The sequence below is a fragment of the Mesorhizobium hunchu genome (assembly GCF_040081975.1).
Taxonomy (GTDB): Bacteria; Pseudomonadota; Alphaproteobacteria; order Rhizobiales; family Rhizobiaceae; genus Mesorhizobium; species Mesorhizobium hunchu.
In genome coordinates, this window is record NZ_JBEBMG010000001.1 from 551951 (window position 1) to 576118 (window position 24168).

Consider the following 24168-nt stretch of genomic DNA (forward strand, 5'->3'; position numbering starts at 1 on the left):
CTTGGCGACAGATCACCGGGATTGGAAGGCATGGCTGGCGGACGGACGCGTCGGCCCTTTCAGCGCAACGATTGCCTTCGTCGGCCTGTACTGCCTGATGCAGGTCGCGGTGCTCACTCTGCTGGTTCGCTTCGCCGGCACGGGCGTGGGCATCGATGATGCCGAGCAGCTTGTCTATCTGCCCTATCTGTGGGCCGGCTACGGTGGCTCGCAACCGCCGCTCTATACCTGGATCAATCATCTTGCGGCGTCCGTCCTCGGCATCAATGTGCTGACGTTGAAGCTGGTGAAATATGCCTGTCTTTTCGGTGCGGCCTGGTGCGTGCGGGCAGCCATGCGGCAGCTTGGGCTGAAATCAGCGACCGCGGGCACGGCGGCGCTCGGCCTTTTTCTCACTCCGATGATCGTGTGGGAATCGCAGCGGGCGCTGTCCCATTCGGTCGCTGCCCTTTGTTTTTCAGCACTTGCGGTCTTCGCCTTTGCCCGCCTCCATGCCAGACGCACGACCATGGGCTACGTCGTCTTCGGTCTTGCCGTGGCAGCATCCATTCTAGGCAAATACAATGATCTGGTCCTCGTCGGCGCCCTGCTGGCGGCAGCGCTATCATTGCGGGAACTCCGAGGCGTGATCCTCGACCGGCGTTTTGTCCTGACGATAATCGTGACCTGCCTCTCCATCGCGCCGACTTTCGTCTGGAATGTGCGGAACCCTGACGAACTGCTTGCCCGGACCAACAAATTCGGCATCAGCCCGGAGCGGCAATTCTGGCAGGCCGCGCTGGAGGGGGGCCATCAGATCGTCGCCTCGACTTTTTACTTTTCCCTTCTCCCGCTCGCCGTCCTGGCTATCGCCGCTGTCATCACATGGCGGGCGCCCGTAACCGTAAGCGCGCCGACAGCAGCCGAAAAGCTGCTGTGGAGAACGCTTGGCGCGGGGGCCGCGGTGGTGGCCGTGTTCGTCCTTGCAGCCGGAGCGACAGAGGTCCGGGATCGATGGCTTCTGCCTGTCCTCTTTCTGCTTCCCGCAGCAGTCGCCGCCTCGATGGAGCGATTCGGCGAATGGGGTCGGGCGGCGCAACTGGCGACCATCCGTGGTGCCGTCATCGTGTTGGCGGCGGTCACGCCAGCGCTCTGGTACGTGCAGATCTATACCGGAGACGGCTTGGGGCGGATCGCCCGGCTCGACTACGCCGCGCTCCGGCAAGAGATGCTCGCAACCGGACCGGTCGCCACGGTTCTGTCGGACAAACTCTGGATCGGCAATCTACGGCTGATCGATCCGGCCCTGGTACTCCTGGGCGAAGAAGTTCCCGATTATGCCTCTCTCATACGCGAGCCCGCCGTCTTGGCGTGGCTCGACGGCGCGCATCCCAGTCCTGCCTTCATGCAAAGCCTGGCGGCCAAGGGCTATTCAAAGGATGGCGCGGAAACCATGGTCGCCATTCCCGAAAAAGTGGGCAGCGGTACGCGACAGGTCGGCTTCGTGCGCCTCAAGCATATCGCCGGCGGCACTGACGGAAGCTCCTGACATGCCCATGCTCATAGCCACGTCATCGGCCGTCCGGCTTCGCTGGAATGCGCAAGATCCAAGCCGAACATGATGATGCCAAGAAGAGCGACGATCCAGAGGCAGACGGACTGAAGGCGGAAGACTCGACCTGTCTCGACGAATTCGACGGCCGCTGTCTTTTGCGAGAGGCTTTGGAACAAGACTGAGAACGGATCGCCGCTGATGACCTTTTCCGACGAGATGCCGGACACCTTGCCCGGCACGAAGATGACGGCCGCGCTCTGCTTCGTCGCCGCCTATTTCGCTTTCCAGGCCGTGATGATCACGCTCGTCTCCAATGGGGCCGGCCTCGATGACGCCGAGCAACTGGCCTATATCGGGCCGCTGCACCTTGGTTACGGCGGCTCGCAGCTGCCGCTCTACACCTGGATCGCAAGCAGTGTCAGCGACGTGCTGGGAATCCACTTCCTCACGCTTCAGATCGTGAAATTCGGCCTTCTGGCCAGTCTTTTCGTCAGCGTCGATCTCGGCGCCCGCCTTCTCGGCCTCTCCAGGGCGGTTGCAGCGGCGGGCATGCTCGCCATTTTCCTTCTGCCTCCGATCGGCTGGGAATCGCAGCGCGCGCTCACCCATTCGGTCGCCGGCATCGCGGGGTCGAGCTGGGCGTTCCTTGCCTTTGCCTGGCATATGAGGCGCAAATCCTTCGCTTCCGCCGTGCTTTTCGGCCTGGCGGTCGCCGCCGCGCTGCTCGGCAAGCCGAACGCCTCGATCTTTATCGCGGCTCTCGTCCTGACGGCTCTGACCGTCGCCGACTACAGGCGCGTCCTGCTTTCGCGGTATGGCGTCGTTGCTCTTGTCGTCGCGCTCGCGGCGCTGACGCCGACGGCCCTGTGGATGCTCGACCACAAGGGGGCGGTGCTGGCCCGCACCAGCAAGTTCGCGCTGGACAAGATCGGGCCGATCGCAGGCAGGGTGCAGGGCTTGGGCGAACTGATGCAAGGCGCGGTGCTGTTCGCGGCCCCCCTGCTCGTCTTCTTCGCCATCATGTTGTGGCGCCAGCGAAAGGGCAGGAAAATGCCGTCGGAAGCCGAGACGGGCGCGGCTGGATACCGCTTTCTCGTCAGGCTGGTGCCGGTGGCCCTTGCGATGACGATCGCGGGGATCCTTGTCAGCGGAACCAGCCGCGTCGAGGATCGCTGGCTGCAACCCGTTCTCTTCCTCGCGCCGATGGGCCTGGCCGCGGCGTTCGCCCCGCGCCTGTCCAGCGAACAGGGGTTTCGCCGTCTCTCTTTCTGGAGCGCGCTTGTGGCCGTGATCCTGATCCCAGGGCTGGCCTACCACCTGCACTACGGGTCAGCCGGCAAGCCGCCGATCGGACAACTGGACTACGCGTCGCTCTACCGCCAGGCCCGCTCGGATCTCGATTTCCGCGCCGTTCTGTCCGACGGCCCCCAGTTGCCCGGCAACATGCGGCTTTTCGATCCGTCGCTGGTGCCGATCCATTACGAGATGCCGGATTCGCTCCAACGCATCCGAAGGCCCCTTCTGGTCGTCTGGTTCGGCGACAAGGACCCGCCGCCGATCATCCCGGCCATGCTGAAAGCGGCAAATCTGGACCTGGCCGATGCCAGGATCGTGAGGATGCGCCTCCACTTCCTGACGCGGCCGGAGACCACACGGCCCGTTTCCTACGCGCTTCTTCCCTGATCTTCGGCAAGCATCCCTTCGCCGGCCAACGCGCCGCGCAGGATCGCCAGGACATCGGGCGGCGTCACGCGCGACGTGATGAAGGGCAATCCCTTGCGGCGCGCCGTCCATCCGACGACGACAAGATCCCCGGACGCCGGCTCGAACCGGCGGGCCATCGCCCAGCTTCGGCAGTCGATGGCGGCGACGTCCGCCCGCCCCTCCGCAACGGCGACGACAGACGCGCGATGGCCTCCTGTCGCGATACGCTCGGCGAATATGTCGAGTCCCGCTCCCGCAGCGTCGAGATCGCGGCTCAGCGCCAGTAGCCCCGACATCGAATCCTCGCTGTTATAGGCAAGACGCCGGCCGCGAAGCCGTTCCAGCGGAATGCTCCCGCCCGGCTCGGCCTGCGTGACGGGACACTCGCCGGCGGCAGAAATGTCGTCTCTCCGCATCACGATCGCGCTGCGATAGAGCGGCCCCGTCCCGCCCTCGAACGCCGAATAGTCCGGCTGCCCGACGAATTGGACGTGAGGCGCCATGCCGAGTTCCATCGGCCCCCAGCAAGTCTGCGAGAGAAGCAGCGCCGGATGCAGCCATAGCACGCGCATATCGAGACCGTCCGGTGCAAGCACCGCCGGATCGGGCGCAAGGATGTCTCCAGATGCGCCTCGGATGCCTCCGGGCGCCGCCGGCATATCCGCGTTGCGGCGCGCGAGCCTGTCCGGTGCGGCGATGCCGCCTTCGCGCAGAACACCCCGCAGTCGAGTCCATTGGCAATCGACTTCGGAACGCGCCTCGGGCCAGTCGTACATCGGCAGGGCGGCGATGAGGGCAGTCATGAGTGCATTTCAATAACCGGGAGGCGGCTTGCAGGACAAGTCATCTCACCGCGAACCGGCCATGGAGTTCAGGAACCACGGAGGGCGGGCGATGGGCCGGCGGACAGGCAGGCCTCACTCCTTGGGCGGCTCGGCCGGCACCGGCGCGCTGCCCAGGCCGCCGACATGGCGCGCACGCATGCGTGGCTTGAACGCCCTGCCCGGCTCCGGATGCCTGCGAAGCACCGGATGCACCACCGGTTCCTTTGCCCTGAAGGCATACGCCTTCACCAGCGCGAGATAGTTCGGATAGGTGTAGCCATTGTTCGCCTTCAGCCAGTTGTCGCGATCCGCACGGAACAGGCCCGGCAGCCGATACCATGCGACGGCCGGCTTCTTGTGATGCACGAAATGCAGATTGTTGTTGAGGAACAGGAAGGACAGCGGCGAGCGCTCCACGATGATGGTTCGCCCTTCCGGGTTTTCCGACCACTGATGCTCGGCAAAGGTGCGAATGGCGATAATCGACTGGCCGAACCAGGCCGGGATGAGCACGTAGAGCCAGAGCGGCATGCCGAAGCCGAACCGCACCACCGGCAGCACGACCACCAGGCCCAGCAGGTGCAATAGCCATGCCTTGCGAATGTCGCGGTCGCCGGCCAGGGCGCGCTTGCCGTCATCGATGAAGAAGCCGGTCACCGACAGCCACGGCCCGAGGATGAAGCGCCCAGCCATCGTGTTGTTGACGCGCAGCAAGGCCTTCAGCCAGCCCGGCATCGTTTCGTGGCGCCACAACGCCTGGTAATAGCTCTCGGGATCGTCCAGCGGGTCGGTCAGTCGCTCGTCGGCATGGTGGCGCAGGTGCAACGTCTTGAAGCGCCGGAACGGCCAGGCAAGGCCGACGGGCAGGAAGACAAAGGCCTCGTTGACCAGCGCGTTGCGCGTGGGATGGCCGTGCAGCACCTCATGGACCAGCGAGGAATGCAGAGCGACAGTAAGCACCATGACGATCAGGGCAGCGACGGGAAAGGAAGGCCATAGAAACAATCCGGCACCCAGCCAGGCGCCATAACAGCCGATGATGAGTGCGACCGTCGGCCACTCGACGACTGCCCTGCGCTGCGATCTGCTGTCCCTTGTCATTCCCACTTTCCGATGTCGCCGGGAATCGGCGACTACTGACAAGATTGTGTCAGGAGGAAAAACAGGCGACAACGCGACAATGCGCACAAACTGTTGAGATTGCGCACATAATGCCTCAATTGTTGTTTATGATAAACATCGTGCCGGATTCATTTCCTTCCGGAAGGTCATGAATCGGCCATCCAGAGGAATCCGTTCCGAAAATCGCCGGAGATGAAAATGGACAAGCGTGACCTGTCGGGTGTCTTCCGGGAGCGGTTGAGGCTGCTCCTGACACGATCCGACCTCAACCAGTCCGCCTTCGCCGCCGCCGTCGGCGTCGACCGCTCGGCGCTGTCGCAACTGATGTCGGGCGTATCGACCCGGCTGCCGCGCGCCGAGACGCTGCTCAACATCGCCACCGAGTTCAAGGTCTCGCTGGACTGGCTGCTGGGGCTCAGCCACGACGAGGGCGTCACCGGCGAACTGCGCGAAAGCCTCGAGATCGAGGAGGCCGCCGGCGGCTTCGACAGCACGTTGCTCGCCAAATGGCACGCGGAAGCCATCGGAACCAAGATCCGCTATGTCCCCGCCGGCATTCCCGATCTTCTGCGCACCGAGGCGCTGGTGGAATATGAGGCCGGCATCGCCAACAAGAACGTGGAGGCGCAGGCCGTCGAGACGCAATACCGCATCGACTACAACCGCCGGCCCGAGACGGACATGGAAGTCTGCATGCCGCGTCACACGCTCGAGATATTCGCGCGCGGCCTCGGCGTCTGGAGCGGCTTGCCGGTGGAAGCCCGGCGCGAGCAGCTTGTGCACATGGCAAGGTTGCTTGACGACCTTTATCCGACCTTCCGGCTTTTCCTCTATGACGGCCGGATGCGCTATTCCATTCCCTACACCATATTCGGGCCTTATCGGGCCGCTATCTATGTCGGCGACATGTATCTCGTTCTCAACGCCACGGCCACGATCCGGGCACTGACCGGCCATTTCGACAATCTCATCCGAGCGGCCGAGATCAATGCCCACGAGGCGGCGCGTTTCGCGCAGGATCTGGCCGACGGCGCGCTTGCCGCCCCGGCGGATTGACCACCGACATTTCCTTGTTTCCAGGAGTCTTTTCATGCAGGAACCCGCCCGAACCGTCATTCCGCCGCAGTCCGGCCAGGCATTCCGCATCTCGAAAGGCGATCGCATCCGCCTGACCGACCCGAAAGGCGCGCAGGTCGCGGATCTGTGGGCCTTCTCCACCGACGGCGATCTCGACTGGCTAAGCACCTCGCAGACCCGCGACATCACCGAAAAACTGTTTCCGGCGGTCGGCGAAAGTTTCTACGGCCTGTCGGGGGAGAAAATGCTCACCTTGGTCGAGGACGCCTCGCCCGGCCCGCACGACATGCTGTTCCCCGCCTGCAACGCGGCGCTCTACCGCCGCGCCGGATTCGCCGATCACCCGAACTGCGCGGACAATCTGCGCGCGGCGCTGGCGGAGTCGGGCGTCTCCTTTCCCTTCACGCCCGATCCGGTCGACTTCTTCCAGAACTCCCTGCCCGGTCCGGACGGCTCGCTCGTCGTCGCCGCGTCCATCAATCCGCCGGGCGGCAACGTGACACTGGAAGCAGAGCGCGACCTGCTGGTCGTGGTCACCGCCTGTTCGGTCGACCACCACCCGACCAACGGAGAAGCCTGTACCGAGATCGAGGTCGAAATCCTGCCGCCGGTCGCTCTCGAAAGCGCCGTTTCCGACGACGCGGCCATTGACCAGATATAAAGACTTCTTTATATCCTTATCTAAACTGGAAACTGGGTCTCCTTCCATGCCGACGAACAATCCGATCGACACGCTGATCGCGGAAAAGGGCGTGCTGCTGGCCGACGGTGCCACCGGCACGAACCTGTTCGCCATGGGCCTGCCCGCCGGCGAGGCACCGGAACTGCTGAACGAGACCGCGCCCGAGACGATCACGGACCTGCACCGGAATTTCGTCGAGGCAGGCGCCGACATTATCCTCACCAACTCCTTCGGCGGCACCCGCCACCGCCTGAAGCTGCACAACGCGCAGGACCGTGTCTTCGAGCTGAACAAGCGTGCCGCCGAGATCGCCCGCGCCGTCGCCGACAAGGCCGGCCGCAAGGTGATCGTGGCCGGCTCGGTCGGACCGACCGGCGAGTTGCTGGTACCGCTCGGCGCGCTGACCTACGACGAAGCCGTCAATGCCTTCGCCGAGCAGATCGAGGGCCTGAAGGCCGGCGGCGCCGAAGTCGCCTGGATCGAGACCATGTCCGCCCCGGACGAGATCCGGGCCGCCGCCGAAGCAGCCATCCGGGTCGGCCTGCCCTACACCTATACCGGCTCCTTCGACACCGCCGGGCGCACCATGATGGGCCTGCTGCCGAAGGACATCCACGCCGTTGCCGATGGACTGGCCGAGGCGCCGCTCGGCGTCGGCGCCAATTGCGGCGTCGGCGCGTCCGACATCCTCGCCTCGCTGCTCGACATGACCGCCGCGAAGCCCGAGGCCACCGTCATCGTCAAGGGCAATTGCGGCATTCCCGAATTCAAGGGCTCGGAAATCCACTATTCGGGCACGCCGGAACTGATGGCCGATTACGTCCGGCTCGCGGTAGACGGCGGCGCGAAGATCATCGGTGGCTGCTGCGGCACGTCGTTTGCTCATCTTGCCGCGATGCGGCAGGCGCTCGATGCCCATCAGAAGGCGGATCGCCCGACGATCGAGACGATCGTTGAACGGATCGGCCCAATGCGCAACAAGGCCGCCAGCAACGATGCCGGCGGCGAAGGCCGCCGCGAGCGCCGGCGCTCGCGCGGCTGATCACCCGGTTCGGTCGCCCCTTCCTCCGGTCATGCTTTTCCGGTCCCGGAGGCAAGCTCGCTCAGGACGCCGTAGTAGAGCTCTTCCCGCTCTGTCAGCCACCTATAGGCCTGCGGCCAGCTTTGCGGATCGGTGATCGCCGTCGGTCGATCGGTGAGATGGCAACAGCCCTCATAGGCTTTCAGACCGGCGCCGAGCGCTTCTCCGAGGGCAGGTTCGTAGACCGATAGTCGATTGAGCGTCGTGCGATAGCGCTCTCCGCGCCGCCCCCTGACGAACAGGCCGACGCTACGGTTCGTCAGGTAGAGCGAGATCACCAGATCGTCCGACACAAGCCGCCAGCGCGAATAGAGGCTGCCATGCTCGATCAGAACGGGCCGGCGCCGGGCGATGTAACCATCCCAAAACGCCTTGATCTCGGGCGAGGAGATGGACCGCAATCCGCGGCGCGCTATGTCCCATTCGTCGAGCTCGCCGTTGGACATCCGCTTCCCTTGTGCCGTTCCACCGATCCGCAGAAAAAAGCTTCTGCCACCCCCAATCGACCACAAAGTCGTCGCGCTGTCGCGACAAAGCCGCAGACGCCATTCCCGTACGTTGAAGATCGGCCCAGGAGCGCCAGTGCGTGCGCCCGTTCCGCAGGTCTAGTCGGCGCTTTGCGAATAGGCGGCGAAAACGGAACCGTGATCGGCACTGGCGCCGTCGCTCTGCCGCATGTCGACCAGGGCAGCCGAAGCGCGCGGATCGCCGATCTTTTCAAGCATCGTGCCGAAGCGCTCGTTGCGAAGGGCGGAAAACGCCGTGCTGAGCGTGGCATCGCCGGCTTGGCCGTTGCGCGACGCCAGCGAGGCGTCGGCCGGATGCGAACCGACCTTGTTCGCGCTGTCATAGGTGGATTTTTGTTCCCATTGCGAACGATCGATCGCCCTGGGCGTGGAACCGTGAACTTGCACCGACTGCTCCCTCAAACAAGCCCCGGTGACCATAGGCGGCAAGTGATTTCGGAGGGGTGCCGGAAATACGCGGCATTTTAGCCAATCGCGCATTCGCAGGAAAAAAAGGCCGGCAAGGTTGCGCCTGCCGGCCATGTTTCGCGTCCCTCGAATTCTGTCTTGCAACGATTTCGTCCGGCAACAGACCCGGCCACCGCCGTGCTTAACGGTTCCGCTCAAGCGCCGAGGCAAGACGCACCAGCGAGAGGAACTCAGACCTGTAGCCGAACGGGTCGGCGCCCCGGGCAGCGGCGGCAATCTGCTCGATCCTGTCGAAGCCGAATGTCGCGGTGGCATCCTCGTCGCGCAGTTTCTGGCCGAACGCCGCGACCGCGACGGAGAAGCGCTGGTCCGTACCGGCCGCGTCGAAGGACGACACCTCGTTGGCACCCGTCACCGGCGTGGTGATGAGCTTCGAGGTCTCCTCGTTGGGCAGCTTGTAGCGGATTTTCACGAAGGCATATTCGTCCGCATTGGCCACGCCGCCATTGTCTGTCGAGGCCTCGCCGTAGCGCAGATCGTCGATCTGGCTGGGCGCCCCCTTCGGCGTGATCTCGTAGATCGCCGTCACCGAATGGCCCGAGCCGATGTCGCCGGCGTCGACGCGGTCGTTGTTGAAGTCCTCACGGGAGAGCGCCCGCGTCTCGTAGCCGATCAGCCGGTATTCCGAGACTTTTTGCGGATTGAACTCGACCTGGATCTTCACGTCCTTGGCGATCGGGAAGATCGTCGAGGCCGCATCCTCGACCAGCACCTTCTCGGCCTCCTGCAGCGTGTCGATATAGGCCGCCGTGCCGTTGCCGTTCTGGGCGATGGTCTGCATCATCCGGTCATTCAGGTTGCCGCGACCGAAGCCGAACACCGAGAGATAGACGCCGGTCTTGCGCTCCTGTTCGACCAGGCGCTTGAGGTCCCCGTCGTCGGTCTGGCCGACGTTGAAGTCGCCGTCGGTCGCCAGCATGACGCGGTTGACACCGTCCTTGACGAAGCTTTTCTCGGCCAACCGATAGGCTTGCTTGATGCCTGCCTCGCCGGCCGTGCTGCCGCCCGGCTGGAGACTGTCGATCGCGCCGAGTATCTTGTCCTTCTCGGCCACCTTCGTCGGCTCCAGCACCGTTCCGGCATCGCCCGCGTAAGTGACGATCGAGATGGTGTCGTCGGGTTTGAGCTTGCTCACCAGCAGCCGGAACGCCGACTTCAGCAGCGGCAGCTTATCCGGCTCGTTCATCGAACCCGACACGTCGATCAGGAAGACCAGATTGGCTTTCGGCTGCGTCGCCGGCTGCAAATCATAGCCCTTGATGGCGACATGCATCAGTTTGTGTTGGGCGTTCCAGGGCGCCGGCATCACCGTGACCGTGGAATTGAACGGCGTTTCGGCCGAGCCCGGTCCCTTCCAGTCATAGGGGAAATAGTTGACCATCTCCTCCACGCGCACCGTGTCGGGTTGCGGCAGCGAACCTTCCTTCAGCGAGCGCCGCACGAAAGAATAGGAAGCGGTGTCGACATCGATGGAGAAGGTCGAGACGGGGTCGTCCTTGGCCGAATGCACCGGATTGGTCCTGAAATCCTCGATGCGGTCGCGGTTTTCCGCCTGCGGCGGCATCGTGTCGATAGGTGCCGGCAGGACGCTGACCGAGGGCTGGACGAAAAGCCTGGTTTTTGCGAGGTCGCGCGAGCGAACCCCGTTCGGCGCCGCTTCCATCGCCATCGGCGCCGGGGCGACTTCGCGCGTCAGCGCATCCTGCGCCTGACCGGACGCCGCGCTGCTCTCTGCCTTCGGCAGGGGCGGAGCGGCCGGCGCGACCAACGTCTCGTCGAGATCGGGGCTTTGCTCGACTTCCATCTTGCCGGCCGGTTCGGTTGTAGCCGGTTTGCTGGTGGACACCGGCGCGTTGGCCTCCGGCTTGTCCGCGCTGGTCTCGGCGATCGTACGGTCACCGCCGAAATTGAAATTCTGCTGGTCGAGCAGATAGAGCGCCGTATAACCGGCGATCGGCAGTGCAATGAGTCCGGCGATGGCCGGCGTGGCGACGAGCTTCTTCTGCATGATCTCCCTCCAGAGTTTTGCTGCTCGTGAGGTGAGACGCTGTGGTTCGGCCGATCCTTGGGGAACCGGCGAATTTTCTTCCTGGGCCTCGTCAAAAGCCGTCATCGCCGCATGCAGCGCGCCGATCTTCGCTTGCGGATTCGGCACGGGGACGCGCAGGGTGCGCAGCCTTGCCAACTCGTTGTCGTCAACCATCGTCATTCATCCCCGGCTGTGCGCATCAGCACTTTCAGCCGCTTCTTCGCTTCATGGATGTGCCAGGAAACCGTCGTCTCCGAGATCGCCATCGCCTCGGCCGCCGCCGCGTGGGACAGGCCTTCGCCATAGACCAGCAATACCGCGCCCCGCTGCTTGTCCGGCAGCCTGCGCACGGCGGCCCATAGCGCCTCGGCCTGATCGTCCGGTTCTTCCGGCGTCTCGCCGGAAATCAACGCATGCACGCCATAGGCTTCGGTCTTGGCACTCTCGCGCATCGATTTCCGCGCGTGATCGCGAGCGGCGTTCAACGTCATGGCATAGAGCCAGGTGGTGAAAGCGCCGCTGCCGCGATAGTCGCGGATCGACCGGCCGAGCCGCACGCAGACGTCCTGCGCTATATCCTCGGCGTCGGCCTTGCGGCCGCACCAGCGCCAGGCGACGCGATGGACGAAGTCGTAGTGCCTTTCGACCAACCTGCCGAAGGCTTCCCTGTCTCCGTCCCTCGCCCGCCCGACCAGTTCGCTGTCGGATGCGTCGCTCTCGTCAAGCATCATCGCCATCATCGGACTGTTGGACGATAGCCGTTAGCGATTCCTTGGGGTGACGGGAGATTTTTTTGTGGCAGCAACTCCCATCGGCACGCGGCTTAGCGTTCCCGACGGCACAGTTTCCGTTCGCCAGGTTCTGGGAAGCCGTCGCTGTCAAGGATCAAGGCCCGGCCCGGAGCCTCGCGAAGTGCCGGCTACGATGTGTCCGCAGCGGGCGGTGCCTCCCGCCGACGAACCGCCCGCCCGGACTTTTTGTGCGGGTGCCGGCAGGCTGGCGGACCAGCCGCGCCGGGAAGCGCGACCCCTTGCGCCAGCAGGAGGCACAGCATCAGCGCCAGAGCGCGCAGACGTACCGCGAGGCACGCCGCATCGCCGCTTGCCTCCAGGGTGTCGAGGGGCGCCGGCTCTCCAGTCGCAACCCCGATGACGAAGGCGCGCGCCTCGGCCTCGCCGTGACTCACGATGCCGAGCACCCGCAGGCGGCGGAGGAAGGAAGCGCCGGCGGCACGGTCAGCCAGATTGGCGAGCGCGAACAGCAAAGCCACGATGCGCTTCAGCACATCGCGATCCCAGTTCGCCTCTCCGTCCCAACCTTCCATCCTGTCCTCCGCTTCGGGCGGGCCAAGTATGGAAGAGGGTTTGCGGGTGTGGAGAGATTTTTTTGCGAACGTCTGTTTCGTCATCCTCGGGCGGAGCGGGGCGCAGCTGTTTTTTCCTTCGTCATCCTCGGGCAAGCGAAGGCGAAGCCAAGAGCGACCCGAGGATCCATGCCTGACCATCAACGAAGCGCGGGACGATACACAACGAAGTGCCTTCTGCCCGTCTCACGCGGCCATACCGTTCCGGCATGGATCCTTGGGTCTTCGCCTCGCTGCGCTCGGCTCCGTCCAAGGATGACGAAAGCGCGTATCGCCGCCCCTCATCGCCTGTCATCGTCTCCCTTGTGGGGAGGGAATAAGGGTGGGGTGGGGTGCACTGCCGGTTTTGGATGCGCTGCTTGATAACAAGCGCACCGGCGATCGCGGTTGAATCGTAATGCGCTCAAAACTCGATGCCTTGCTGCGCCTTAACGCCGGCGGAGAAATGGTGCTTGGTCGACCCCATCTCGGTGACGAGATCGGCAGCCTCGACCAGCGCCGGCTTGGCGTTGCGGCCGGTGACCACGACATGCAGGTCCGGCCGCCGGCCTGAAAGGCCCGCCACGACCGTGTCGAGATCGAGATAGTCGTAGCGCAGCGCGATGTTGAGTTCGTCGAGCACGACAAGACTGATCGTCGGGTCCCCCATCAGGTCCAGCGCCTTCGCCCAGGCGGCCTGCGCCGCCGCGATGTCGCGCTTCAGGTCCTGCGTCTCCCAGGTGAATCCTTCGCCCATCGTATGCCACACGACCTTGTCGCCGAACGCGGCGAAGGCATCCTTTTCGCCGGTTTGCCACGCGCCCTTGATGAACTGCACGACCCCCACACGCCTGCCGTAGCCGAGCATCCTCAGCGCCAGCCCGAAGGCGGCCGTCGTCTTGCCCTTGCCCGGACCGGTGTTGACGATCAGCAAACCTTTCTCGATTGTCTTTTGCGCGACCTCGGCGTCCTGAACCGCCTTGCGCTTTTCCATCTTGGCGCGGTGTTTTTCCGCGTCCCGTTCATCGATCTGCGTCATCACTTCACCTTCAGCGGCAGTCCCGCAACCATCATCAACACCGTGTCCGCCGCCGAGGCGACCTGCTGGTTGAGCCGGCCCGCGGCGTCGCGAAAGCGCCGCCCCAGCGCGTTGTCCGGCACGATGCCAAGCCCGACCTCGTTGGAAACGACCACCCACGGGCCACGCGGTCGCGACAGGGTCTCGGCCAGACGGCTGCACTCGGTGGCCACATCGGCGTCCGCCAGCATGTGGTTGGTCAGCCACAGGGTCAGGCAGTCGACGAGAACGGGACGACCGTCGGGGACAGCCCGCAGCGCGCCGACAAGACCGAGCGGCGCGTCGACAGTCTCCCACCCTGCCCCGCGCCGTGCCTGATGGTCCGCGATTCGCTGCCGCATCTCGTCGTCATAGGCCTGCGCGGTCGCAATGTAGATCCACGGCGCCGCGTGCCCCGACACCAGACGTTCCGCATGGGCGCTCTTGCCCGAGCGCGCGCCGCCGAGAACAAAGGTCAGGCTTGTGGACACGGGCTGGATATTTCCTTCACAGAGCGATTCCCTTCGTGCGGGCGACTATAGGAAGACCAGTCAACGGCCGCAAATGCGGCGTCCCGACGCCGACTGCGAGGGGATGCCTGAGAACGTCTACAACGATTTCGGGAGATAACGCCATGTGACGATCGCGCAGGCGGCGGCAAGGCACCCGAGCGTGGCGAACACCGAACCGAGGCCGAAGAAGGCCAGGACGACCGAATAGACCAGCGGCGGCGTCAGCTCGGAGAAGTCGAGATAGGTGCGGTAGACCGCCGCCATCTGCGGTCGCTCATAGGCACGCACCGCGCGCATGAATGCGGTCGAGCCCAGCGCATCGACGGCAATGGTGAAAAGAGCGCCTACCAGCAGGAGCCCGGCCGTGACGAGCGGAGCGGACTCTCCCACGGCTCCGGCCGCCCACAGCGAGAGAGCCATGCACAAGAACGCCACCGTGATGACGTTGCGCACCCCGAAGCGTTTGCCCGCTTTGCCCCAGAAAATGGCGGCGAAAAGGAGCGCATTGCCCGCCGAGACAAGCAAACCGCCCGCCAGGTCGCCCTGGCCGGTAACGACCATGAACAGCGGCCCGTAGACGAAGAAGGTGCTCCAGAAGCACGACCGCCCGAATGCGATCAGCCACGCCAGCCTGAGCCGGGGCTGCGAGACGAACCGACCGATATTGGCCAGCGGGTTGATCGCACGGCTCCTGCCGGGCGCGATCATGGTGTTGTCGCTGAGCCGGTAGAACCAGAACAGCGCCACCAGCGCCAGCGCGAAGACGGCCACCGCACCGTGCGCCGCATAGATGCCGTAGCGGGAATAAAGCCAGATGCCGAGCGTCGGACCGCCCGTCCAGGCGAACATGGAAAACGCCATGCGCAGCGATTCCGCCTGCATGAAATCCGCCTTGCGGATGTGGTCCATAATATAGAGATTGAGCGTGATGGAGAGCGCGCTGGCGCCCATCACCCGCGCCAGCATGCCGAGCATCTGGCCGGGCAGCGTGTGGGTGACGAAGAACAGCGAGCCGACCGCCAGCAGGCAGGCGCCGGCCGTATAGACCCAGCGCCGGGCAAAGCGGCGGATGAGCAACGGCATGAACAGCGTCGCCGACAGGCCGGTCAATGAGACGATCGTGTAGAGGATCGAGACCATCTGCTCGTTACGGAGGATTTCGTAGGCCTGGATGGGGATGACGCTGGAGACCGTCGCCCGCGCGAAGGACTCGATGGCGTAAAGGGAAGCGAAGGTTCGCGCGTCCGCAGGCCGCACGGCGGGAAGCCAGATGGGATGGCGAACGTGTGTGGACATTTGGCCCCGGAAGCGATCGGTGCGAATCTGCGCCGGGCCATGCGGCGCCGGTAGCAGGAAACCGACACCCTCCTGTCGGAATAGAACAGCGGCCAAAGCCTTTCCGTCGCTGGCCCAACTTTACAGTGCCCGGCTTTCGCCCTACCCCTCTGCCGTTCTGGCCGGAGTGAACAGCAATATGGAACTGGAGCAAGCGCCTGCCGGGCAACGGAAGCCGACACGGCGAATCCTGGTCATCGACGCGTTGCGCGGCGCCGCCCTGCTTGCCATGGCGAGCTACCATTTCACCTGGGACCTGGAGTTCTTCGGCTATGCGGCGCCGGGCCTGACGGCCTTCGGCGGCTGGAAGATCTACGCCCGCTGCATCGCATCGACCTTCCTCTTCCTTGTCGGCGTCAGTCTCGTGCTCGCGCATGGCCGCGGCATCCGCTGGAACGGCTACCGGCAACGCCTGGCCATGATCGTCGGCGCCGCCGCGGCCATCACGCTGGTGACCTATTTCGCGACGCCGGACAGCTTTATCTTCTTCGGTATCCTGCATGAGATTGCGCTCGCCAGCGTGCTCGGGCTGGCCTTCCTGCGGCTGCCGGCGATCCTGACGCTTCTGGTCGCCGCCCTGGTCATCGCCGCGCCGCATGTCCTGCGCGCGCCGGCCTTCGATCACCCGTGGCTGTGGTGGCTGGGGCTCTCCACCGTCGACCCGCGCTCGAACGACTACGTCCCGCTTTTCCCGTGGTTCGGCGCCGTGCTCGCCGGCATCGGCGTCACCAGGCTCGCCGCATCGGCCGGCCTGTTGGAGCGGATGGCGGACGTTCCGCTCGGCCGCGCGGCGCGCCCGCTGACCTTCATCGGCCGCCACAGCCTCGCCTTCTACCTCATCCACCAGCCGGTGCTGATCGCCTGCGTGTGGCTGGTCGCGCAGGTGGCGCCACCCACGCAACTGTCGCCGCAGGAGGCCTTCACATCCTCCTGCCATGCCTCGTGCCAACAGGTCCGCGACAAGGCTTTCTGCGTCAGCTATTGTGGCTGCATGCTGGACAAGCTCGGCAGCACAAACATGCTTTCACGCCTCGACCAGGGGGACGCCGACCCTCAGCTCAGGGCGCGCATCGCCGACCTCGCCAGCACCTGCACCGTCGAGACCGAAGACACGGCGCCGGAGGAAGCGCAATGACGGAAGGCGAGTTTCGCGCGGGCAAGGTGCCGTGGCCGCCATTGGTCTATCTGGTCGCGCTGCTCGTCGGCATCGCGCTGGACGTGGCATATCCCCTGCCCTGGTTCAGCGACGTTCTGGCGGATCTACTGTTTGCGATCGGCTGGATCGCCGTGCTGGCGGTGGTTGCCCTCTGGGTTACCACCATCCGTGCCATGACGAAGGCGCGCACCACGCTCAATCCCAACGGCACGCCCGACAAACTGCTGACCGACGGGCCGTTCGCCGTCAGCCGCAACCCGATCTACCTCGCCAACACGATCCTGCTGATCGCCATCGGCCTGATCACCGGAAGCCCGTGGTTCCTCATCATGGCTTTGCTTGCCGCCCTCGCCACGCGCAAGCTGGCCATCGAGCGGGAAGAAAAAATCCTCGCCCGCAAGTTCGGCAAGAAATACCGCGACTACGCCAAGCGCGTCCGCCGCTGGATCTGAGCGGCGCGAAACCTCGACAGAGGCAGATCAGCAGGTGCGCCGCCATGCCGCTCCCGGTCAGGCGCCGGTGAGCCACAGTAGGCGGCTGAACGTTGTCTGCTCCCGAACGAATGGCCTAGCTCTAGACCGCACCCGACATCATGTCGGTGTAGAAAGCGTCGGGGAAATCCTCGCCCTTGTGGAAATACTTGTAGGCGGTGACGACCGTCAGCAGCAAAGCCGCGACGAGCAGCCAGATGACCGTGCGCCCCAGCCGGCGCGTCTTCACATTTGCAGAATGCTGCATGGACCGACCGCTTGAACCGATGATTTGGTACGATAAGCGAAATAAAGCGATTTCAACAGATCGATGAACGGTTTTGCTGAAAGCCTTGGTGCCGTCGGAAGGAGAAAACGCGAACTCGTCCTCCTACGCCAAGCCTTCGGAGGACACTTCTTCGTCTAACGATCTGCGGGTGGCTTGCCACCCGAAGCTCGAAGAGCGAAGGGTGGTGCGGTCGAGAAGACTCGAACTTCCACGGGTTGCCCCACAGCGACCTCAACGCTGCGCGTCTACCAATTCCGCCACGACCGCACGTGGTAGGAGCCGGATCGGGCCGGCCCGCGGCGTGTAGCAAATCGCTTTGGGCTAAACAAGGGTCCGCGCACCAATATTCGCACCGTGTCGATCGAAGACCGGAAGCCCGCCGCAGCGGCCTCCGGCGGCGCAAACAACCGATTTGCCACAGCCAGCGCGGATGAGACACGCCAGGACGTATTTCGTTTGATGTTCCCGCATGTTGCGCGTTAGACCTGCGCCGTATCCTTTCCCCCGGATTCCGGCAGCGGGAGAAGCCGATGGAAGGCCAGGACGAACAGCTTGATGCCGCCCCGGCCTCCGAGGGCATTCACGCCGACATCTACGATGACGACGGCGTCATACGCTCGTCCTTCCTTGCGCAGATCGGCGCGGCGATCGCCGACCGCGATACGCTGTCGCTCAAGCGCGACGTCGGCGACCTTCACCAGTCGGAACTGGGCGATCTTCTCGAAGCGCTCGTGCCCGAACAGCGGCGCACGCTGGTGGAACTGCTCGGTCAGGATTTCGATTTCTCGGCGCTTACCGAGGTCGACGAGGCCATCCGCCTCGATATCGTCGAGAACCTGCCGAACGACCAGATCGCGCAGGCGGTGCAGGAGCTCGATTCCGACGACGCCGTCTACATCCTGGAAGACCTCGACGAGGAAGACCAGGACGCGATCCTCTCGCAGCTTCCCTTCACCGAACGCATTCGCCTGCGGCGCTCGCTGGACTATCCCGAAGAAACGGCCGGCCGTCGCATGCAGACGGAATTCGTCGCCGTGCCGCCTTTCTGGACCGTCGGGCAGACCATCGACTACATGCGCGAGGACAGGAACCTGCCCGACAGGTTCAGTCAGGTCTTCGTCATCGACCCGACCTTCAAGCTGCTTGGCGCGGTCGATCTCGACCAGATCCTGCGCACGAGGCGGGCCGTCAAGATCGAGGAGGTGATGCATGAGACGCGTCACGCCATTCCCGCGACGATGGACCAGGAGGAGGCGGCCCGCGAGTTCGAGCAGTACGACCTTCTGTCGGCGGCCGTCGTCGACGAGAACGAGCGGCTGGTCGGCGTGCTCACCATCGACGACGTCGTCGACGTCATCCAGCAGGAAGCCGAGGAAGACCTTCTGCGCATGGGCGGCGTCGGCGACGAGGAACTGTCGGACTCGGTGCTGTCAACCTCGCGCTCGCGCGTGCCTTGGCTGCTGGTCAATCTGGTGACCGCCTTTCTGGCCGCCTCGGTGATCGGCCTGTTCGACAACACCATCCAGCACCTGGTGGCGCTAGCCGTGCTGATGCCGATCGTGGCCGGCATGGGCGGCAACGCCGGCTCCCAGACCATGACCGTCACCGTGCGGGCGCTGGCCACCAGGGACCTCGATATCTACAACGCCTTGCGCGTCATCCGGCGCGAACTCGGCGTCGGCCTGATCAACGGCGCCGTCTTCGCCGTGCTGATCGGCGCGGTCGCCGGGCTGTGGTTCCAGGATCCGAATATCGGCGGCATCATCGCGGCGGCGATGGTCATCAACATGATGGCGGCGGCGCTCGGCGGCATCCTCATTCCCCTGCTTCTCGACCGGATGGGCGTCGACCCGGCGGTCGCCTCTGCCGTCTTCGTCACCACGGTGACGGACGTGGTCGGCTTCTTCGCCTTCCTGGGCCTTGCGACCTGGTGGTTCGGAATGTAGCGCCGGCCGAAAGGTGTGCGCAGGTTCGAAATTGACTTTTACGTAAATGCCGTGCCAGACTTCCGGCAGGGGACGCTGGAACATTCTGCAACCGGCCGGAACCGGCCGGCGTCGTATAAATACGGCTAGAGCATTTCCAGCAGAAGTGCGAAGCGGTTTTGCGTCCGGAAATGAACCGCTCTAAGGAAACCAGGCTGGAGCAGCGGAGACCGCGTTCATCGGAGCGCCTGCCGCCATGGTCTGGCGAGCGGCGGGGCAGCCAACGGCATACCCGGAGATGGAAACGCGAGATGGCGCGGCGCGCGGAGTGACGATGAGGGAATACTACTCCATTACGGAACTGACGCGCGAATTCGACGTCTCCACCCGTACATTGCGCTTCTACGAGGACGAGGGCCTGATCGCGCCTGTCCGGCGCGGCCGCACGCGGCTGTTCCGCCCCTCCGACCGCCACCTGATTCGCCAGATCCTGCGCGGCAAGCGCCTGGGCTTTTCCATCAACGAGATCCGCGAGATCATCCAGATGTACCGGGAGCCGCCCGGCGAGGTCGGCCAGCTCAATCTCATGATCAAGCGCATCGAGGAGAAGCGCGAGGACCTCAGGCAGAAGCGCCGCGACCTGGAAGAGACGCTGGCCGAGCTCGATCAAGCCGAGGAATCATGTGTCGAGCGGCTCGTCGAACTCGGCGTCAGCACCTGACACACGCGCAAGGGAACCTGCCGCCCTTCCCGCACTCTCTAACGATGCCGGATCGATCCCGTCTCGATCGGATCGAGCCGCGCCGTCGCCGATTTCTGCATCGACACACCGGCAAGCAGCAACAGGCAGAACGCAATCGGCACGAAAAGAATGGCGACATGCAGCAGGCACAGGCCCATCGCCCGCCAGTCCGATCTCGATTTGCCGCTCTCCTGGTCCATACCCAGTCCATGCCATAAGAGCGTCAACCTTTCGTTAAAACCTTAATCGAATTGACCATACCTGGCGCCATCGGTGCCGGACTGGACGATCGCCTCGTTTGCCGCCATATGAAGGAAAGCGAGAAACAGACCATGCCCGACCGTAGCCAGCTAGCCACGTCATTCCTGCCCCTGCCCGGCTCCGCCGCGGTCGAATGGCGGATCGAACCGGGCCTGACCTCCTATCCCGACGCGCTGCAGTTCATGGAAGCGCGCGCGGCCGCCATCCGCGACGGCGCCGCAGGCGAGCTGGTCTGGCTGGTCGAGCATCCGCCCCTCTACACGGCCGGCACCTCGGCACGGTCGCACGACCTCATCGACCCCGACCGTTTCCCCGTGTTCGCGGCCGGGCGCGGCGGAGAATACACCTATCACGGGCCGGGCCAGCGGGTCGCCTATGTGATGATCGACCTGAAACGGCGACGCGAGGACGTGCGCGCTTTCGTGGCCGCGCTCGAGGAATGGATCATCGCCACGCTGGCCGCCTTCAACGTCAAGGGCGAGCGGCGCGAGGATCGGGTCGGCGTGTGGGTGGTGCGGCCCGATCGCCCCGTCATGCCGAACGGTTCGCCGGCGGAAGACAAGATCGCCGCCATCGGCATTCGCCTGAGGCGCTGGGTCAGCTTCCACGGCATCGCCATCAACGTCGAACCGGACCTGACGCATTTCACCGGCATCGTGCCGTGCGGCGTCGCCGATCACGGCGTAACCAGCCTCGTCGACCTCGGGTTGCCGGTCACCATGACCGACCTGGACGTGGCGCTGAAGACTGCTTTCGAGACCGTTTTCGGACCGGCCGTCTCCCCAGCGACACCGTTGCGCAAGGCCGGCTGAAGCCGCCTCCGGAGTCGAGAGCCAAAGCGCATCGCGATCTTTCAGGTCCGCTCCGCACCCATTTAATCACATCGCTCCGATCCAAAGTGCCATCGAGACGAGGAAGGTGCTCATGCACACCAGCGAGACGACATCCTGAACAAAATCGCTCATTTCGCTCTCCTGTTTTCAGTATGTTCGTAATTTGTTCTAATTTTGTTCGAATGTCAACGATCTCCCACAGAGAAGCGGTCGCAAGCGCACAACCGCCTCGGGACAGGGTTAAGAAATCGTTTTCGAAGGTGGATTGGACAGCCGTCATGCGAACTGCAACGATCGGCACACCGCCCTGAGCCGCGCACGAGTCAGCAATTGATATGGCGCTTATAATTACAAGCAGCCGCGACGATGAACGGCTCTGCCCGAAAGAGAGAAAAATGGTCGGAGTGGCGGGATTCGAACCCACGACCCCTTGACCCCCAGTCAAGTGCGCTACCGGGCTGCGCTACACTCCGAACCGCGCGAAGCCTTATAGGCTCGCCGGTTGCGAGGCAAGGGCTAAAACCGCTTGCCTGACCGGAAGCTGCTCATTTGCGACGCAGCGCAGCGCACCCGACCGCTTCATCTGTTTTCACGCATCTGGCACGCCGGCGCGCGGATCCACCGCCGCGCCCCCTCGCCCTGGGCAATTTGCCCGCCCGCTATCCCGGATGCGTGCCCGGATGATCGCACAGCGCGCACGAACGACGGAAACTTTGCCGATAAATCGGCATCGCGCCATTGAACCCGCACATTAGTTGAGTGTATTTGTCCAGAAATCATTCCAGCGGAATTCGCACATGAGATCGCTTGCCGTCATCGCCTGCCTTGCCCTCGCCCTCGCCGCCACGGCCTCGGCGGCGCAGGAAAGCCTCCCCGACCAGCCTTCCCAGGCGGCGCCCGCGCCGCAAACCGGCATGCTGGCCTCCGATCCGGCTCCCGTCGTTCCCGCACCCGAGGCGGCTGACGCTCAGAACGCAGTTGCGCCCGATGCCGGATCGACCACCGAGGCGGAAGCGATCCCCACGACCCTCCTGCCGCACAACCTGTCGCCGTGGGGCATGTTCATGAACGCAGACATCATCGTGAAAGCGGTGATGATCGGTCTCGCCTTCGCGTCGCTCGTCACCTGGACGGTGTGGCTCGCCAAGTCGCTCGAGCTTTTGGCCGCGCGCACCCGCGCATGGCGCGGCGCCCATGTCATCGTGCAGGCCCGCTCGCTCGACCAGGCCGCCAAGATGCTCGGTTCGGGCAGCAATGCCGCAAGCCTGCTGGTGCAGGCCGCGAGCCAGGAAGTGGAACTGTCGTCGAAAGCGCTCGACCATTGCGGCGGTGAAGGCTTGAAGGAACGCGTCGCCTCGCGCCTGTCGCGCATCGAGGCGCAGGCCGCCCGCCGCATGACCCGCGGCACCGGCCTGCTGGCGACGATCGGCTCGACGGCGCCCTTCGTCGGCCTGTTCGGCACGGTCTGGGGCATCATGAACGCCTTCATCGGCATTTCGCAGGCGCAGACGACGAACCTCGCCGTGGTCGCGCCGGGCATCGCGGAAGCGCTGCTGGCGACCGCGCTGGGTCTGGTGGCGGCTATTCCCGCTGTCGTCATCTACAACGTCTTTGCCCGCGCCATCGCCGGATACCGGCAGGTCCTCGCCGACGCTTCGGCCGGCGTCGAGCGGCTGGTCAGCCGCGACCTCGACTATCGCGCGACGCCGGCGCGCGCCCTGGCGGCCGAATAGGAGCGGGACGGTGGCCGCAAAGATCCGCGAAAGCGTCGGCGACGATCTGGAGGAAACGCACGAGATCAACGTGACGCCCTTCATCGACGTCATGCTGGTCCTGCTCATCATCTTCATGGTGGCGGCCCCCCTGGCCACGGTCGACGTCAATGTCGACCTGCCGGCCTCGACCGCTGCGGCGACGCCTCGTCCCGACAAGCCGGCGTTCCTGACGGTGAAACGCGACCTGTCCCTTTCACTCGGCAACGAGACCCTGCCGCGACAGGGATTCGGCCAGGCTCTCGACAGGATCACAGGAGCGGACAAGGAGACGCGCATATTCCTGCGCGCCGACAAGGACGTGCCCTATGGCGACCTGATGGAGGTGATGAACCTGCTGCGCGCCGCCGGCTACCTCAAGGTCGCGCTCGTCGGCATAGAGAGCGTGCCCGCGGGCGCGAGCGGCACGCCATGACAGGCCCGGCCGAACTTGCCCTGACGAGGCGGCCACCGATGCGCGACGCGGCGCTGTGGCTGATCGCAGGGCTTTTCGTGCTGGCCGCGCACGGCGCCTTCGCCTACCTGTTGCGCGACATCGACCCGGTGCCGGAGCACGACGCGATGGAGGAGGCGATGGAGATCGACCTCGCGCCGATTCCGATTTCCGTTCCGGACACGGTGCAGTCCGAAACGCTGGCGCGGGAAGATCCCGTCGACGAGGTCAACCCGGTCGAGGAAACCACCGAAGCCGTCGAGCCCGAACGCGAGAAGGTCATGGAGGACCAGCCCGAGACCGTGCAGGAGGCGCAGCCGGAGGAGGTCGCTCAGGCGGAGCCTGAGGAGGAGCAGCCTGCACCGGAGGTCGCCGAGGCGAAGCCCGATGAGCCGGAGGAGACGGAGCCTGAGATCGTCGAGCAGGAAACCGTCGCGGCGGTGACGCCGGAGGTTGCGGTTCCCCTGCCGCAGCCCCGCCCCGAAAGGAAGGTGGAGGACAGGCCGGAGCCGCCGAAGAAGAAGCCGGTGCGCCGCAAGGCGGAGGTCACGAAGGAAAAACCCAAGGAAGCCGCGCGGCCGCCCAAGCGTAGGCAGCCCCCTGCCTCGGTGGCATCGGCGGCGTCGAGCGCGCCGCAGGTCGACCCGTCGCGCTGGAACAGCGCCGTCCGCGCGGCCATCGCGCGCCGCGCCGGTGCGGTGCGCGGCATGCGCGGCACCGTCCGCGTCAGCTTCGTGGTGAGCGCATCGGGCTCCATCGTCTCGGCAAGCATCTCCGGTTCGTCCGGCAATGCAAGGCTCGACAGGGCGGCGCTCGGCATGGTGCGGGCCGCGCGCGTGCCGGCGCCGCCAGACGGCCTCGGCGGCGGGCGCCATTCCTTCGCGATCCCGCTGACGTTCCGCTGAGAAACCCTGCCCTTCCCGGTCCGTCGCCCGGTTTGCAGAAATGCACCCATCGGCTAAAGCATGTCGCCCAAAAGTGCGCAGCGGTTTT

Annotated in this window: 26 protein-coding genes and 2 tRNA genes; 14 read left to right on the top strand and 14 right to left on the bottom strand. The window is 64.8% G+C overall.

Going from position 1 to position 24168, the window contains the following annotated elements; genetic code table 11:
* Position 1 precedes the first annotated feature (1 nt).
* Genes ABMA46_RS02665 through ABMA46_RS02675 form a run of 3 tightly spaced genes read left to right on the top strand, consistent with a single transcriptional unit; the run spans position 2 to position 3217 of the window.
* Complete coding sequence (locus tag ABMA46_RS02665; protein WP_348997724.1) at positions 2-1528, top strand: ArnT family glycosyltransferase; 1527 nt, start codon at positions 2-4, stop codon at positions 1526-1528.
* Positions 1529-1575: 47 nt separating this feature from the next.
* On the top strand, positions 1576-1716 hold the full coding sequence (locus tag ABMA46_RS02670; protein ID WP_348997725.1) for a hypothetical protein: 141 nt from the start codon (positions 1576-1578) through the stop codon (positions 1714-1716).
* A 16-nt stretch (positions 1717-1732) separates the two neighbouring features.
* Positions 1733-3217, top strand: a complete 1485-nt coding sequence (locus ABMA46_RS02675; protein WP_348997726.1) for an ArnT family glycosyltransferase — start codon at positions 1733-1735, stop codon at positions 3215-3217.
* Here the strand turns inward: ABMA46_RS02675 and ABMA46_RS02680 are convergent.
* Together ABMA46_RS02680 and ABMA46_RS02685 are read right to left on the bottom strand one after the other, a co-directional pair.
* Entirely contained in the window at positions 3199-4041 is an 843-nt protein-coding gene (locus ABMA46_RS02680) for a phosphate/phosphite/phosphonate ABC transporter substrate-binding protein (RefSeq protein WP_348997727.1), read from the bottom strand. The two genes, ABMA46_RS02675 and ABMA46_RS02680, sit on opposite strands and share 19 nt — an antisense overlap.
* A 114-nt stretch (positions 4042-4155) precedes the next feature.
* Entirely contained in the window at positions 4156-5163 is a 1008-nt protein-coding gene (locus ABMA46_RS02685) for a fatty acid desaturase (protein WP_348997728.1), read from the bottom strand.
* Positions 5164-5382: 219 nt separating this feature from the next.
* Here ABMA46_RS02685 and ABMA46_RS02690 point away from each other — a divergent pair, with 219 nt between their 5' ends.
* Genes ABMA46_RS02690 through bmt form a run of 3 tightly spaced genes read left to right on the top strand, consistent with a single transcriptional unit; the run spans position 5383 to position 7985 of the window.
* A complete protein-coding gene (locus ABMA46_RS02690; RefSeq protein WP_348997729.1) occupies positions 5383-6240 on the top strand; it encodes a helix-turn-helix domain-containing protein in 858 nt (285 codons plus the stop codon).
* Positions 6241-6274: 34 nt separating this feature from the next.
* Entirely contained in the window at positions 6275-6922 is a 648-nt protein-coding gene (locus ABMA46_RS02695) for a DUF1989 domain-containing protein (RefSeq protein WP_348997730.1), read from the top strand.
* Between the two features lie 46 nt (positions 6923-6968).
* Positions 6969-7985 (top strand): betaine--homocysteine S-methyltransferase, encoded by a 1017-nt coding sequence (gene bmt, locus ABMA46_RS02700; protein WP_348997731.1) that lies wholly within the window; start codon positions 6969-6971, stop codon positions 7983-7985.
* A 29-nt stretch (positions 7986-8014) separates the two neighbouring features.
* Here the strand turns inward: bmt and ABMA46_RS02705 are convergent, their stop codons facing one another.
* From ABMA46_RS02705 to ABMA46_RS02740, 8 genes are all read right to left on the bottom strand, one after another.
* Positions 8015-8470, bottom strand: a complete 456-nt coding sequence (locus tag ABMA46_RS02705) for a hypothetical protein (RefSeq protein WP_348997732.1) — start codon at positions 8468-8470, stop codon at positions 8015-8017.
* Between the two features lie 159 nt (positions 8471-8629).
* Positions 8630-9073 (bottom strand): hypothetical protein, encoded by a 444-nt coding sequence (locus ABMA46_RS02710; RefSeq protein WP_348997733.1) that lies wholly within the window; start codon positions 9071-9073, stop codon positions 8630-8632.
* Between the two features lie 67 nt (positions 9074-9140).
* Complete coding sequence (locus ABMA46_RS02715) at positions 9141-11228, bottom strand: vWA domain-containing protein (RefSeq protein WP_425475677.1); 2088 nt, start codon at positions 11226-11228, stop codon at positions 9141-9143.
* A complete protein-coding gene (locus tag ABMA46_RS02720; protein WP_348997735.1) occupies positions 11225-11785 on the bottom strand; it encodes an RNA polymerase sigma factor in 561 nt (186 codons plus the stop codon). The genes ABMA46_RS02715 and ABMA46_RS02720 overlap by 4 nt, the downstream gene beginning before the upstream one ends.
* A 182-nt stretch (positions 11786-11967) precedes the next feature.
* Positions 11968-12372, bottom strand: a complete 405-nt coding sequence (locus ABMA46_RS02725; RefSeq protein ID WP_348997736.1) for a hypothetical protein — start codon at positions 12370-12372, stop codon at positions 11968-11970.
* Positions 12373-12814: 442 nt separating this feature from the next.
* Entirely contained in the window at positions 12815-13429 is a 615-nt protein-coding gene (cobO, locus tag ABMA46_RS02730; protein WP_348997737.1) for a cob(I)yrinic acid a,c-diamide adenosyltransferase, read from the bottom strand.
* On the bottom strand, positions 13429-13938 hold the full coding sequence (gene cobU / locus ABMA46_RS02735) for a bifunctional adenosylcobinamide kinase/adenosylcobinamide-phosphate guanylyltransferase (RefSeq protein WP_348997738.1): 510 nt from the start codon (positions 13936-13938) through the stop codon (positions 13429-13431). The genes cobO and cobU overlap by 1 nt, the downstream gene beginning before the upstream one ends.
* Before the next feature lie 117 nt (positions 13939-14055).
* Entirely contained in the window at positions 14056-15255 is a 1200-nt protein-coding gene (locus ABMA46_RS02740; protein ID WP_348997739.1) for an MFS transporter, read from the bottom strand.
* A gap of 178 nt (positions 15256-15433) precedes the next feature.
* On the opposite strand from ABMA46_RS02740, the gene ABMA46_RS02745 reads away from it, so the two are divergent.
* Both ABMA46_RS02745 and ABMA46_RS02750 read left to right on the top strand, forming a co-directional pair.
* Entirely contained in the window at positions 15434-16429 is a 996-nt protein-coding gene (locus ABMA46_RS02745; RefSeq protein WP_348997740.1) for a heparan-alpha-glucosaminide N-acetyltransferase, read from the top strand.
* On the top strand, positions 16426-16902 hold the full coding sequence (locus ABMA46_RS02750) for a methyltransferase family protein (protein WP_348997741.1): 477 nt from the start codon (positions 16426-16428) through the stop codon (positions 16900-16902). Before ABMA46_RS02745 ends, ABMA46_RS02750 begins: the two co-directional genes overlap by 4 nt.
* A 121-nt stretch (positions 16903-17023) precedes the next feature.
* On the opposite strand, the gene ABMA46_RS02755 is transcribed toward ABMA46_RS02750, so the two are convergent.
* Together ABMA46_RS02755 and ABMA46_RS02760 are read right to left on the bottom strand one after the other, a co-directional pair.
* Positions 17024-17188 (bottom strand): hypothetical protein, encoded by a 165-nt coding sequence (locus tag ABMA46_RS02755; RefSeq protein ID WP_348997742.1) that lies wholly within the window; start codon positions 17186-17188, stop codon positions 17024-17026.
* A 203-nt stretch (positions 17189-17391) separates the two neighbouring features.
* Positions 17392-17476: transfer RNA gene (locus ABMA46_RS02760), tRNA-Leu, on the bottom strand.
* 263 nt (positions 17477-17739) lie between these two features.
* On the opposite strand from ABMA46_RS02760, the gene mgtE reads away from it, so the two are divergent.
* Together mgtE and ABMA46_RS02770 are read left to right on the top strand one after the other, a co-directional pair.
* A complete protein-coding gene (mgtE, locus tag ABMA46_RS02765) occupies positions 17740-19155 on the top strand; it encodes a magnesium transporter (protein ID WP_348997743.1) in 1416 nt (471 codons plus the stop codon).
* 313 nt (positions 19156-19468) lie between these two features.
* A complete protein-coding gene (locus ABMA46_RS02770; RefSeq protein ID WP_348997744.1) occupies positions 19469-19855 on the top strand; it encodes a MerR family transcriptional regulator in 387 nt (128 codons plus the stop codon).
* A gap of 38 nt (positions 19856-19893) precedes the next feature.
* Here the strand turns inward: ABMA46_RS02770 and ABMA46_RS02775 are convergent, their stop codons facing one another.
* Positions 19894-20076 (bottom strand): hypothetical protein, encoded by a 183-nt coding sequence (locus ABMA46_RS02775; RefSeq protein ID WP_348997745.1) that lies wholly within the window; start codon positions 20074-20076, stop codon positions 19894-19896.
* 132 nt (positions 20077-20208) lie between these two features.
* Here ABMA46_RS02775 and lipB point away from each other — a divergent pair, with 132 nt between their 5' ends.
* Positions 20209-20949 (top strand): lipoyl(octanoyl) transferase LipB, encoded by a 741-nt coding sequence (gene lipB, locus ABMA46_RS02780; protein ID WP_348997746.1) that lies wholly within the window; start codon positions 20209-20211, stop codon positions 20947-20949.
* A 417-nt stretch (positions 20950-21366) separates the two neighbouring features.
* Here lipB and ABMA46_RS02785 read toward each other — a convergent pair.
* Positions 21367-21443, bottom strand: a tRNA-Pro gene (locus ABMA46_RS02785).
* Positions 21444-21767: 324 nt separating this feature from the next.
* On the opposite strand from ABMA46_RS02785, the gene exbB reads away from it, so the two are divergent.
* The 3 genes from exbB to ABMA46_RS02800 are packed head-to-tail and all read left to right on the top strand — an operon-like array spanning position 21768 to position 24080.
* Positions 21768-22703: a tonB-system energizer ExbB gene (gene exbB / locus ABMA46_RS02790; RefSeq protein WP_348997747.1), complete on the top strand. Its 936-nt coding sequence runs from the start codon at positions 21768-21770 to the stop codon at positions 22701-22703.
* A 10-nt stretch (positions 22704-22713) separates the two neighbouring features.
* Positions 22714-23157 (top strand): TonB system transport protein ExbD, encoded by a 444-nt coding sequence (exbD, locus tag ABMA46_RS02795; protein WP_348997748.1) that lies wholly within the window; start codon positions 22714-22716, stop codon positions 23155-23157.
* A 38-nt stretch (positions 23158-23195) separates the two neighbouring features.
* Entirely contained in the window at positions 23196-24080 is an 885-nt protein-coding gene (locus ABMA46_RS02800; protein ID WP_348997749.1) for an energy transducer TonB family protein, read from the top strand.
* Positions 24081-24168: the final 88 nt, after the last annotated feature.